General features: G+C 73.8%; 10 protein-coding genes. 3 read left to right on the top strand and 7 right to left on the bottom strand.

The genetic code is table 11. The features are described from left to right. The first annotated feature begins 12 nt into the window (after nt 1-12). From ACWDR0_RS29485 to ACWDR0_RS29475, 3 genes are all read left to right on the top strand, one after another. Entirely contained in the window at nt 13-1,062 is a 1,050-nt protein-coding gene (locus ACWDR0_RS29485) for a DMT family transporter (protein WP_456354848.1), read from the top strand. Between the two features lie 317 nt (nt 1,063-1,379). Next, on the top strand, nt 1,380-2,351 hold the full coding sequence (gene sigJ, locus ACWDR0_RS29480) for an RNA polymerase sigma factor SigJ (RefSeq protein WP_456354847.1): 972 nt from the start codon (nt 1,380-1,382) through the stop codon (nt 2,349-2,351). Between the two features lie 257 nt (nt 2,352-2,608). After that, complete coding sequence (locus ACWDR0_RS29475) at nt 2,609-3,373, top strand: GntR family transcriptional regulator (RefSeq protein ID WP_456354846.1); 765 nt, start codon at nt 2,609-2,611, stop codon at nt 3,371-3,373. Between the two features lie 401 nt (nt 3,374-3,774). Here ACWDR0_RS29475 and ACWDR0_RS29470 read toward each other — a convergent pair whose 3' ends face one another. The 7 genes from ACWDR0_RS29470 to ACWDR0_RS29440 form a co-directional block, all read right to left on the bottom strand. After that, complete coding sequence (locus tag ACWDR0_RS29470) at nt 3,775-4,929, bottom strand: ROK family transcriptional regulator (RefSeq protein ID WP_456354856.1); 1,155 nt, start codon at nt 4,927-4,929, stop codon at nt 3,775-3,777. Nucleotides 4,930-5,078: 149 nt separating this feature from the next. Further along, nucleotides 5,079-5,645 (bottom strand): G/U mismatch-specific DNA glycosylase, encoded by a 567-nt coding sequence (gene mug, locus ACWDR0_RS29465; RefSeq protein WP_456354855.1) that lies wholly within the window; start codon nt 5,643-5,645, stop codon nt 5,079-5,081. A gap of 15 nt (nt 5,646-5,660) precedes the next feature. Next, nucleotides 5,661-7,103 carry an adenylosuccinate lyase gene (gene purB / locus ACWDR0_RS29460; protein WP_456354845.1) on the bottom strand — a complete coding sequence of 481 codons (1,443 nt, stop codon included), beginning with the start codon at nt 7,101-7,103 and terminating at the stop codon, nt 5,661-5,663. A gap of 136 nt (nt 7,104-7,239) precedes the next feature. After that, entirely contained in the window at nt 7,240-8,034 is a 795-nt protein-coding gene (locus ACWDR0_RS29455; protein ID WP_456354844.1) for an SGNH/GDSL hydrolase family protein, read from the bottom strand. A 135-nt stretch (nt 8,035-8,169) separates the two neighbouring features. Beyond that, nucleotides 8,170-9,183: a hemolysin family protein gene (locus tag ACWDR0_RS29450; RefSeq protein ID WP_456354843.1), complete on the bottom strand. Its 1,014-nt coding sequence runs from the start codon at nt 9,181-9,183 to the stop codon at nt 8,170-8,172. Continuing rightward, nucleotides 9,180-10,619, bottom strand: a complete 1,440-nt coding sequence (locus ACWDR0_RS29445) for a hemolysin family protein (protein WP_456354842.1) — start codon at nt 10,617-10,619, stop codon at nt 9,180-9,182. Before ACWDR0_RS29445 ends, ACWDR0_RS29450 begins: the two co-directional genes overlap by 4 nt. 372 nt (nt 10,620-10,991) lie before the next feature. After that, complete coding sequence (locus ACWDR0_RS29440; protein WP_456354841.1) at nt 10,992-11,420, bottom strand: GNAT family N-acetyltransferase; 429 nt, start codon at nt 11,418-11,420, stop codon at nt 10,992-10,994. Nucleotides 11,421-12,323 lie beyond the last annotated feature (903 nt).

Here is a 12,323-nt window from a genome sequence, read left to right as displayed (position 1 = left end):
AGCGTGATCGTCATGAAGCAACGCGCCACCCCGGCCGCCGCCGCGGAGGCCCCGGCCCGGTCCGCCGCCGTCCAGGGCATCCTCCTCGTCACCTTCGCCTACGCCCTCGTCGGCGCCTCCTTCACCGCCAACAGCGTCCTCGGCGACTACCCGTACGCGGGCGGCCAGGCGATCCGCTACGGCATCGCCTTCCTGCTGCTGATCCCGCTGCTGGGCGGCCGGGCGGCGCTGGTGCCGGTCCGGACTCTGACGGCCCGTCAGTGGGGTCGGATCGCCCTGGTCGCGGGCGTCGGGATGGTCGGCTTCAACCTTGCGGTCCTGGCGGCCGAGCGCACGGCGGAACCGGCCGTACCGGGGGTGTTCGTCGGCTGTGCGCCGGTCGTGGTCGCCGTCCTGGTCCCGCTGATGAACAGCCGCCGCCCCACCCGTCCGGTGCTCTACGGAGCCCTGCTGGTCGCGGCCGGGGCGTTCACGGTCCAGGGGTGGGGGCGCACCGACACCGCGGGCATCGTCTGGTCGGTGGCCGCGCTGGTCGGCGAGGTGGGCTTCGCGGTCCTGGCCGCGCCGGTCCTGAAGCCGCTGGGGCCCCGGCTGCTGACCGCGTGCATCTGTGCCGTCGCCGCCGTGGAGTCGGTGATCATCGGACTCGTCGTGGACGGCGCCGGACTCGTACGGATGCCCACCACGGCGGAGACGTACGCCCTGCTGTGGCAGGCGGTGGTGGTCACCGTCGTCGGCTTCGTCGCCTGGTACATGGGCGTCCAGCGGATCGGCACCGAGCGCGCCACCCTGTTCACCGGCATGATCCCGGTCTCCGCGGCGCTGACCGCGCCCCTGGTCGGCGCGGGCGGCTTCGGCGCGGCGCAGGCGGCCGGCGGAGTGCTGGTCGGCGCGGGCGCCGTACTGGGCTCCGGTGTCGTCACCCTGCGCCGGTCGCGGTCCGCGGAGAAGGACCCGGAGTACGAGGAGAAGGACCCGGCACACGGCGAAGAGCCACCCCCGGGACGGGCGCTCACCAGCGCGGAGCGCCCGTCCGTCTCCTCGGGGGATCCGGCGGCCTGAGCGCCGTCCCCGGTGGACTCGCCGCGGTCCACCGGGGACGGCCCGGAACCGCCGGACGCCGGTGGGGCCCGTCGACGGGAACGGGCCCCACCGGCTTTTGCACGCCCCGCGCCGTGGTCCTTCGCCGCGCCGTGCTCTCGTACCGCGCTTTCGCGCCCGGTCTCCCGCACCCCGGCCGCGAGGCCGTACCCCCCTTCTCCGCCCCCGCAGGCCCGTCGGCCGGCCCGAACGGGCCGCTCCCGCCCGCCGGTTACGGCTCCCGGCCCGCCGCCCGGCGACACGCGCGTGACCGGGCTCTCGTGGACAGAAGGCGCCCGGTGAGCTGGGATGGAAGGGTGGTGGACGACGCGCTGACCGATTCCCCGACCGACGTCTTCGAACGGCACCGGCCCCTGCTGACGGGAGTGGCCTACCGGATGCTCGGCCGGATCGCCGACGCCGAGGACGCGGTCCAGGACGCCTGGCTGCGCTGGACGGCGGGGGACCGCTCCGACGTCGCCGAACCACGTGCCTTCCTGGTGCGGATCGTCACCCGCCTCGCCCTCGACCGCCTCCGGCAGCTCGGCTCCCGCCGCGAGACCTACACCGGCCCCTGGCTCCCCGAACCGGTCCTCACCGCCACGGCTCCCGGCCCCGGCGGGGCACGGGGCACCGTCCCCGACACCGCCGACCGCGCGGTCCTCGCCGACACCGTCTCGTTCGCCGTGCTCGTCGTCCTGGAGTCGCTTTCGCCCGCCGAGCGCGCGGTGTTCGTGCTGCGCGAGGCCTTCGGCTTCCCCTACGCCGAGATCGCCGCCGCGCTCGACCGGTCCGAAGCCGCCGTACGGCAGACCGCGGGCCGGGCCCGCCGTCATGTCGAGGAGCGCAGGGCCCGTTACGACACGGACCCCGCCCGCTGCCGGGAGATCACCGAGAGATTTCTCGCCGCGGCCGCGGGCGGCGATCTCGGCGAACTGCTCGCCCTGCTCGCGCCCGGCGCGACCCTCGTCGGTGACGGCGGCGGCCGCCGGAAGGCGCCGCGGCGGGTCCTGGTGGGCGCGGACAAGATCGGCCGTTTCCTGGTGGGGGTCAACGTCGGACTCCTCCGGAATCCGGAACTCCGCCCGCTGGAGGTCAACGGGGTGCCCTCGGTGCTCGTCCTCTCCGGCGGCGAGCCCGACACCGTACTCCAACTGGGTGTTGTCGACGGGCGGATCGAGCGCATTTACATTCTGCGCAATCCCGACAAGTTCCGGGCCTTCGCCGGGTGTTCCCCGTCCGGAAACCGCCCTGCCGCCACGCTGGTCTGACGGACTTCTCCCGCACGTCAGGGGTGTTGTCCTGAAACCGGTACTGCCCGGATCCCCTCTTGTTCGACAGGGTGCTAACAGCTCGTGAACGCACAGTGGAACCGGTCGACTTCAGAGCGTAACCAGGGCAGGATTGGTCTTGACCAAGGTTCCGGCCCGCCCTATGGTCGCAGGGATAGTGCAGGAACCTTTAAAAAACAATGTCGAACAAAGGCGCGTACTAGCCGCCGCTGACACGGCGATCGCGGAGGATCAGGGTGGGGACCACGCATCTGGAGACTGTGCCGGAGCCTAAGTACTGGCACCTGAAGAACGTGATCGGCGAAGCCCTCGACTCGGACTTCGCGGTAGGGGAGATCCTGCCCAACGAGCGTGAGCTGGCCGCCCGGTTCGGGGTGGCCCGCGCCACGCTCCGTCAGGCACTCGAACAACTCGAACTCGAAGGACGGCTCCAGCGCCGTCGCGGCGTCGGCACCACGGTTGCCCCGCCGCGACTGGGGGTGGACGTCTCGACCAGCCAGCACACCGGCCCCGGTGCCTCGCAGGACGCCTGGCAGGCGTTCGACTGCGAGCGCGTGGTGCCGCCCGCGGCCGTCGCCCGTGCCCTGGGCACTTCGGCCGGGGAGGAGACGTACGCCCTGCGCAGGCTGCGCGTCACCCACGGACAGCCGCTCGCGGCGGAACTGCTCTACGTTCCCGCCTCGTCGGTGCCCGACCTGTCGGCCATAGACGTTCCCTCCGGCGCGGCCCGGGCCCGGTGTGTCCTGCGCGAGCTGCAGCGACTCGACCTCGACGGCCAGGACCGCGCGGTGGAACTGGGCTCCGCCCGCGCCGACGACGCGCGGGAGCTGGACCGGCTGCCCGGCTCGCCGGTGCTGGTCGTCACGACCCGGTACCTCTGCCGGGGCCGTACGGTCGCGGTCTCCGTCGCCACCTACCGCGCGGACACCTGCAAGCTGACCTTCGGCGACTCCGGCGATGTCCGCATCAGCCACCACAGCGAGGAACGCCGGGCCTCCTGACCCCGGGACGGCCGCACCCGGGACCGCCGCCCCCACCGGCGTCCCGCAGCGGCCACCACCCGGAACGGCACTCCCACGGACCGGCTCCGCCGTCGTCCGGATCCGCCCCACCGGATCCGGGCCGACCGGCGGCCCGGTCCGCAGTCGTTTCCGCGCACCCCCGGCGACGGCCTCCGGTACGGCCGCGTGGTTCCCGCTCCCCGTACCGTTCACGGTGCCCGGTACCTCCGCACCACTCCCGCTCCGGTCCTCCGGCATGTCCGTTCCCGCCGTTCCCGTACGGCGCCCCCGTACCGTTCGCGGCGCCCGGTACCTCCGCACCGCTCCCGGGTACGGAAACGGCGGGGCCGGAGGCAGCCCGCCCCCGGCCCCGCCGTGCGCCGGGACGCCCCGGCCCCGGTTCAGTCGCGTGCCGCCGTGCCCTCCACCGCGAACAGCTCCTCCTCGACATGGTCGAGGGCGATCCGCAGCGCCCCGGTCGCCACCGCGGCCTCCCGCAGCAGTGAGAGGACGACCCGCGGCGGACGGAGGCAGTACCGCGCCAGTTCGCCGCGCAGGGGCTCCAGGACGCCGTCCAGACCGGCCGCCCAGCCGCCGATCACCACCAGCTCCGGATCGAGCGCCAGCACCAGCGCCGCCACATCGTGCACCAGCCGCTGCACATAGCGGTCGACGGCCGCCTGGGCCCGGACATCGCCCTTTCTGGCCAGGGCGAACACCTCGGTCACGGCCTGCTCGTCCAGCGGGTGCAGCGGTTCGTCCGTCGGCGACAGGATCCGCTCCGGACGCAGTTGCCGACCGAGCAGGTGCAGTGCCCCGATCTCCCCGGCGGCCCCGCCGAAACCCCGGTGGAGACGGCCGTTGATCAGCGAGCCCGCGCCGGGGCTCAGCCCCGCGAGGACGAACACCACGTCGTCGCAGTCCTTCGCGACGCCCTTCCAGTGCTCGGCCACGACCGCCGCGTTGGCGTCGTTCTCCACCAGCACCGGGCAGCGGAACGAGCGCTGGATCCGCTGGCCCAGCGCCAGCCCGGTCCAGCCGGGCAGCGCGACCCCCAGGCGAACCGTTCCGTCGGCCTCGACGATCCCCGGGCAGGCCACCCCGACGGCACGCAGATTGGAGCGGGAGACCCCGGTACGCCGCAATACATCGGCGGTCACCACCCGGACCCGGTCCAGCCGGTCGTCCGCGGACGCCGTGTCCGACACATCGCGCGAAGCCGCGCCGATGATCCGCCCGTCGAGCCCGGAGACCAGCGCGGCCACCCGGTGGGGCCCGATCTCGATACCGAGCAGATGGCCCGCCTCGACCCGGAACCGGAACCGCCGCGCCGGACGTCCCTGCCGCCGGGCACCGCCCTCCTCGGGCACGCTCTCGGCGACCAGGCCCGCCTCGATGAGCCCTTCCACCACGCCCTCGACCGTGGGCCGGGACAGGCCCGTCGCCCGGGTCAGATCCGTGAGCGTGGGCGAACCCGCGCCCCGGAGCGCGTGGAGTACCACCGCGGAGTTGATCCGCCGCAGCAAGGACGGATCTCCGCCGGTCAGCCGCCCCACCGTGTGTCCTTCCAGCCCCGGCTCGTGCAGCCCGGGCGCGTTGTCTGCCGGATGGTACTCGTTGGCCGTGTCCCTCGCACGGCTCTTGCGCCCGGTCCGCGACAGCGGTCCGGTCAGCCCGCCGGCCGGGAGCCGCTCCGGGCGCCCCGTCACGGCTCCCACCCGCCCGGTTCGCCATGGGCCACCGCCCGGAGCCGCCCGTACTCCTCCGCCATGCTCTGCACGGTCCAGTGGGCGTTCAGCCCGCTCGGATTGGGCAGCACCCAGATCTCCGTCCCGCCGAACGTCCGCTCCTGCGGACCGATCCGGGCCCGGGGCTCCGCGAAGGCGGTGCGGTACGCCGTGACCCCGACGACCGCCAGCCGGCGCGGACGCAGCCGGGCCACCCTGGCCCGCAGCAGCCGCCCGCCCTCACGGAACTCCGCCGCCGACAGCTCGTCGGCGCGGGCGGTCGCCCGCGCCACGACATTGGTGATCCCCAGACCGTACGAGAGCAGTTCGCGCTCCTCGGCCGGGGCCAGCTGCCGCGGAGTGAAACCCGACCGGTGCAGCACCGGCCAGAACCGGTTCCCGGGACGGGCGAAGTGGTGCCCGGTCACCGCCGACATCAGACTCGGGTTGATCCCGCAGAACAGGACGGACAGCCCGGGTGCGACGACATCGTCGACGCACCCGTCACGGGCGGCCCGCAGCTCCTCGGGCGACGGCAGCGGCACGGGCACCGGCCGGCGTCAGAGGATCGCGCCGGGGGTGTACCCGGCGGCGGCCGGGTACCGCTTCACGACGTCCTCGACCCGGGCGGTCACCTCGGCCACCTGGGCCGCGGCCGCGCCGGTGAACGAGAGCCGGTCCGCCATCAGCGCGTCGAGCGCCGCGCGGTCCAGCGGGATCCGCTCGTCCGCCGCCAGCTTGTCCAGCAGCTCGTTCCGCTCCGCGCCGCCCTCGCGCATCGCCAGCGCGGAGGCCACCGCGTGCTCCTTGATGACCTCGTGCGCCTCCTCCCTGCCCACACCCGCGCGCACCGCGCCCATCAGCACCTTCGTGGTGGCCAGGAACGGCAGGTAGCGGTCCAGCTCACGGGAGACCACGGCCGGGAAGGCACCGAACTCGTCGAGCACCGTCAGGAAGGTCTCCAGCAGCCCGTCCAGCGCGAAGAAGGCGTCCGGCAGGGCGACCCGGCGCACCACGGAGCAGGACACGTCGCCCTCGTTCCACTGGTCGCCCGCCAGCTCCCCGGTCATCGAGGCATAGCCGCGCAGGATCACCGTGAGTCCGTTGACGCGCTCGCAGGAGCGGGTGTTCATCTTGTGCGGCATCGCCGAGGAACCGACCTGACCCGGCTTGAAGCCCTCGGTGACCAGCTCGTGCCCCGCCATCAGGCGGACCGTCTTCGCCAGCGACGACGGGCCCGCCGCGATCTGGACGAGGGCCGTGACCACGTCGTAGTCGAGGGAGCGGGGGTAGACCTGCCCCACCGAGGTGAAGGCGCGGGCGAAGCCCAGATGACCGGCGACCCGCCGCTCCAGCTCCGCCAGCTTCTCCGCGTCGCCGCCGAGCAGGTCCAGCATGTCCTGGGCGGTGCCGACCGGGCCCTTGATCCCGCGCAGCGGGTAGCGGGCGATCAGCTCCTCCAGCCGGCCGAAGGCCACCAGCAGCTCGTCGGCCGCGGACGCGAACCGCTTGCCGAGCGTCGTCGCCTGCGCCGCGACATTGTGCGAACGGCCCGCCATCACCAGCTCGGCGTGCTCCCCGGCCAGCTTCCCGAGCCGGGCCAGCACCGCGACCGTACGGTCCCGTACCAGCTCCAGGGAGAGCCGGACCTGGAGCTGCTCCACATTCTCCGTGAGATCGCGGGAGGTCATGCCCTTGTGGATCTGCTCATGGCCCGCGAGCGCGTTGAACTCCTCGATCCGCGCCTTCACATCGTGGCGGGTGACCCGCTCGCGTTCCGCGATCGACGCCAGGTCGACCTGGTCGAGGACCCGCTCGTAGTCCGCGACGGCGGACTCGGGGACGTCGATGCCGAGGTCGCGCTGGGCGCGGAGCACCGCGAGCCAGAGCCGGCGCTCCAGCCTCACCTTCTGCTCGGGGGACCACAGGGCGGCCAGTTCGGTGGAGGCGTAGCGGCCGGCCAGGACATTGGGGATGCGGGGCTTCGCAGACAGAGCAGTCACGTGGCCGGATTCTACTGGCGATCCGCGCAGGCCAGTGCGGCGGTCCGCGATCCGGCGGGGGTACGGGCCCGGGTCCGCCGTCCGGCAGGGGGTACGACGGCGCTCCGGGGCCCGCCGCCCGTGGTCCCGGGCCGGGTCAGGGGGCGCCGTCCGCGTCCGGTGCCGGGGGGTAGGGGAGCAGCTCCGGGCGTTTGGCCGGGCGGCCGTCCCCGGAGGAGCGGCCGGTGAGCCGCCGGCCGATCCACGGCGCCAGATGGCGCCGGGCGAAACGCAGGTCCGCCGCCCGGCGGGAGCTCCATCCCACCGCGTCCGGGTCCGGCAGCGGCGTCCGCCAGTCGGCCCCGGCGGGCAGTCCGAGCGTCTGCCAGACCGCCTCGGCGACCCGGCGGTGCCCTTCGGCCGTCAGATGCAGCCGGTCGGGGTCCCACAGGCGCGGGTCCCCGAGCGCCGGGACCCCGTACAGATCCACCACGAGCGCGCCGTGCCGGGCGGCCAGCGCGTCCAGATGCGTGTACAGCTCCTCCATCCGGGGGCGGCCCGCGTCCAGCAGCGGTCCGTACCGGCCGGGGCTGTGCATCAGCACCAGCGTCCGGCAGGCCGGGGCCAGTGTCTCCACGGCCCGCTCCAGCAGCACCCGGACCCGGTCCATGTCGATCCGGGGCCGCAGGACGTCGTTGAGGCCGCCGACGAACGTCACCACGTCCGCGCGCATCGCGGCGGCGGGCGCCACCTGCTCCTCGACGATCTGGCCCAGCAGCTTGCCGCGGACCGCGAGATTGGCGTACCGGAAGCCGGGCGAGCGGGCGGCGAGCCGGGCGGCCAGCAGATCGGCCCAGCCCCGGTAGGACCCGTCGGGCAGCAGGTCCGACATGCCCTCGGTGAAGGAGTCGCCCACCGCGACCAGGCTGGTGTAGTCGGGATTCGTCTCCATGGCGGGCCCGATCCTACCCTCCGGTAGGCACCCGGTGCCCGGCGTACCGGCCGGGGGCGGGTACGGCGGCGGCCCGCCCCGTGACTCCGCCGGGGAGTACGGGACGGGCCGCGCACGACGGGTCCGGGTCCGGGGTCAGTCCGTCCGGCCCACCAGCTCCCGGAGTACGTCCTCCATGGTCACCAGGCCCTCCGGCGCTCCGTCGTCGTCCTGCACCGCGGCCAGATGCGTGCCGCTGCGCTGCATCGCCGTCAGGACGTCGTCCAGCGGGGTGGCCGCCCGGACCCGTGCGATCGGCCGCATGGCCGTCACCGGGAACGGAACGTCCCGCGGCACCGCGTCCAGGGCGTCCTTGACATGCAGGTAGCCGAGGATGCTGCGGCCGGCGTCGATGACCGGGAAACGGGAGTACCCGGACTGCGCCGACAGCAGCTCCAGCTGCTCCGGGGTCGTCCCGGCGCGGGCGTACACCACCCGCTCCGCGGGCATCACCACGTCCCGGACCGGGCGGCGGCCCAGCTCCAGGGCGTCCCGCAGCCGCTCGGCGGCCCGGTCGTCCAGCAGACCGGCGTCACCGGAGTCGTTGACCATCCGGGCCAGCTCGTCGTCCGAGAAGGTCGCCGCGACCTCGTCCTTCGTCTCCACCCGCAGCAGCTTCAGCAGGGTGTTGGCGAAGGCGTTGATCGTGAAGATCACCGGACGCAGCGCCCGGGCCAGGGCGACCAGCGGCGGGCCGAGGACCAGCGCGGTGCGGGTCGGTTCGGCCAGGGCGATGTTCTTCGGCACCATCTCGCCGAAGAGCATGTGCAGGTACGTCGCGAGCGCCAGGGCGATCACGAACGAGATCGGGTGGATCAGACCGTCCGGCACGCCCAGCGAGTGGAAGACCGGCTCCAGCAGGTGCGCGATCGCCGGCTCGGCGACGATACCGAGCACCAGGGTGCAGAGCGTGATGCCGAGCTGGGCCGCGGCCAGCAGCGCCGACACGTGCTCCAGACCCCACAGGACGCTCTTGGCGCGGCGGTTGCCCGCCTCCGCCTCCGGTTCGATCTGACTGCGGCGCACCGAGATCATGGCGAACTCGGCGCCCACGAAGAAGGCATTGACGAACAGGGTCGCCAGACCGATGAGCAACTGGATGGTGGTCATCGTCCGGCCTCCCCGGAGTCACGGCCGGTATCACCGGCAGGTCCGGTCCGGTCCGCCTTCGCGGCCTGCCCGGCCGTCGCCGGCCGTTCGGTGTCCGCCGGGGACGGCCCCTCGGACCCCCCGGGCTCCGACGGCAGCGGCGCGTGCAGCAGCACCCGCGCGGCCCGCCGGCCCGACGCGTCGACCACGTCGAGGCGCCAGCCCCGGATGTCCATCCGGTCGCCCTCGACGGGGATCCGGCCCAGCTCGGTGGCGATCAGACCCGCCAGCGTCTCGTACGGCCCGTCCGGGGCCTTGAGGCCGACCCGCTCCAGCTGGTCGGTGCGGGCGGCGCCGTCCGCCGACCACAGGGCGCGGCCGTCGGCGTCCCGCCCGGCCGCGGCCAGATCCGGGGTTTCCTGCGGGTCGTGTTCGTCGCGTACCTCGCCGACGACCTCCTCGACGATGTCCTCCATGGTCGCGACGCCGGCGGTGCCGCCGTACTCGTCGATGACCACGGCCATCGTGGAACGGCCGCCGAGCCGGTCCAGGAGGCGGTCCACGGTCAGGGTCTCCGGGACCAGCAGGGGTTCGCGCAGTACCGCGGAGACGCTCGTGCGCGGCCGCTCGGCGGCCGGGATCGCGAGGACGTCCTTGATGTGCGCGACACCCACGACGGTGTCCAGATTGCCCCGGTAGACCGGGAAACGGGAGAGCCCGGTGGCACGGGTGGCGTTGGCCACGTCCTCGGCGGTCGCCTGGACCTCCAGGGCGGTGACCTGGACCCGCGGGGTCATCACGTTCTCGGCGGTCAGCTCGGCCAGGTTCAGCGTCCGGACGAACAGCTCGGCGGTGTCCGCCTCCAGCGCGCCCTCCTTGGCCGAGTGGCGGGCCAGCGCGACCAGCTCCTGCGGGCTGCGCGCGGAGGCCAGCTCCTCGGTCGGCTCCATGCCGAGCCGGCGCAGGATGCGGTTGGCGGTGTTGTTGAGATGGCTGATCAGCGGCTTGAAGGCGCCGGTGAACAGCCGCTGCGCGGGCGCCACGACCTTGGCCACGGCGAGCGGCGACGAGATCGCCCAGTTCTTGGGGACCAGCTCGCCCACGACCATCAGGACGACCGTGGAGAGGGCCGTACCGAGGACGAGCGCCACGGAGGACGCCACGGTGGGGGAGAGACCCAGGTCCTCGACCGGGCCGCGGATCAGCTTGGCGATCGACGGCTCGGAGAGCATGCCGACGATCAGGTTGGTCACCGTGATGCCGAGCTGAGCTCCGGAGAGCTGGAAGGTGAGGCCCCGTACGGCCTTCAGGGCGCTGGCGGCACCCCGCTCACCGCGCGCGGCCGCCGCTTCGAGGTCGGCGCGTTCGACGGTGGTCAGCGAGAACTCCGCCGCGACGAACACACCGCACGCGAGGGAGAGTCCGAGCGCCACGAACAGGAGGAGCACTTCGGTCATCGGGTCACCTCCGTCCCGGGGCACGGTCGGGGCGGCAGGCGGAATTGATGTCTACTACTGGGAGGCTCGTCCATGGACGGACGCTCACACCTTTCCTCGGTGACGGCAGTGGTCCCCCCATCGTAAAGGATCGGCAAAGTTCCTTTACGGAAGCCCTCGGGCGCTCCGGACGGGTGCCGGGCACGGGGCGGACCGGGCGCCGCGGGAGCGCGGCGCGGGCCCCATCGTGTCATCCCGGCGCCCCGGCCCGCCCGGGGGACCCGCGGCCCCGGCGGGGCCGGGCGCCCCGGCGGATACGGGAACCCGGGGGCCGGGCCACCCGCGGACTATCGCTCCTGTGGGTGACGAAACCCCGGGCCCGTCCCCGCCCGGCTACCGGCCGAGGGGCTTGACCCAGCGCCGCCAGTGGTCCTCGCGGTGGTATCCGGCGGCCGCCCAGGCCCGGTGGGCCGGTTCGTTGCTCTCCAGCACCATCGCGTCCCCGCGCCGCCCGCCCACCGCGCCGAACCGCCGCTCGGCGGCCGCGAGCAGCTCGGACGCGATGCCCTTCCTGCGGTACGCGGGCAGTACCGCGAGCCGGTACAGGGAGCAGCGCCAGCCGTCGAACCCGGCGATCACCGAACCGACCAGCGTGCCGTCCGCCGCCTCGGCGAGGATCAGCGCCTCGGGGTCGCGCGTGATCAGCGCGACCACCCCTTCGGTGTCGTCGGTGATGCTGGTCCCCTCCGCCGCCTCCCGCCAGAAGGCGAGAACGGCCGCGGCCTCGTCGGCACGGGCGGTACGTATGTGCAGGTCGGTCATGGTCCGACCCAAGCACGGCGGAACGGCGGGGCGCCAAGCCTTTTCACTGCTCCGGCGGCGGAAACGGACGGCGGGCGCCTCCCGCGGGGTCGCCTCCCGCTGGGGGGTAGCCCGGCCCCGGGGCCATGGGTGCCGTTTCCGCGTGTCCGGCTGCGGGCGTTCTGTGGCTGGTCGCGCAGTTCCGCCCCCTACGCCTGGCGGCGTGGGAGGTGCCCCCAGCGCCCCTGGGTACTCGTGCCTGCGGCCCTTGCCCGGTGCGGGCGCCCCGGGGTGGTCGAGTCCCGCTCTTCGTGGGGTCGTCACCCGGTCCTGTTTGGTTCGGGTAGGTCGGTGGCCTCCGGGCTCACCTCCTCGCGGCCTGCGATGCACCGCCCCCGGGGGCAGCCTTGCTTGTCGCAGCCCACTGCGGGGGCGACCCTGCACCCCCCTCCCCACGGACCCGTTGCATGGAAGCCCCCGGGCCCGGAGATGCCGTCAGGGTCCCGCGCCAAACAATGGACGCACATCCCCGGGAGCGTGACCGCACCCCGAGTGGGGCGCACCCTCCCGGGGTGGGTGACCGCAAGATTTGTCCTCCCCCGGTGACGGCGACACCACCAGGGGCTTTGACCGCCTGATCATGTCGGGGTCACGTGGGAGTGGGGTGCAGGGTCGCCCCCGCAGCCACGGGCGACATGACCGATGCGCCTCAGCGGCGGTGCATCGCACGTGGCGAGGAGGTGAGCCCGGAGGCCCACGACCCACCCGAACCCAGACAAGGCCGGTGACGACCCCACGTAGCAACGGTCACAAAGCTTTTCAGCCCCGCCGGCGTTTGAGGCGCAGAAGCCGCCCGCACCCCGCGGGCACGGCACACCCCAGGGCCCCGGGGGCGAGGAACCCCAGCGCGAGATGGGCGCGGCG

This window comes from Streptomyces sp. NPDC003691 (assembly GCF_053981115.1).
Note: the sequence above shows the minus strand (reverse complement) of the source record. Positions and strands in the feature narration are given on the sequence as shown.

What these genes read in the sequence shown, in the direction of transcription:
- ACWDR0_RS29485 (WP_456354848.1), top strand. Translation starts at nt 13, where the DNA reads ATGAAGCAACGCGCCACCCCGGCCGCCGCCGCGGAGGCCCCGGCCCGG.
- ACWDR0_RS29455 (WP_456354844.1), bottom strand. Translation starts at nt 8,034, where the DNA reads ATGGAGACGAATCCCGACTACACCAGCCTGGTCGCGGTGGGCGACTCC.
- ACWDR0_RS29450 (WP_456354843.1), bottom strand. Translation starts at nt 9,183, where the DNA reads ATGACCACCATCCAGTTGCTCATCGGTCTGGCGACCCTGTTCGTCAAT.
- ACWDR0_RS29445 (WP_456354842.1), bottom strand. Translation starts at nt 10,619, where the DNA reads ATGACCGAAGTGCTCCTCCTGTTCGTGGCGCTCGGACTCTCCCTCGCG.
- ACWDR0_RS29440 (WP_456354841.1), bottom strand. Translation starts at nt 11,420, where the DNA reads ATGACCGACCTGCACATACGTACCGCCCGTGCCGACGAGGCCGCGGCC.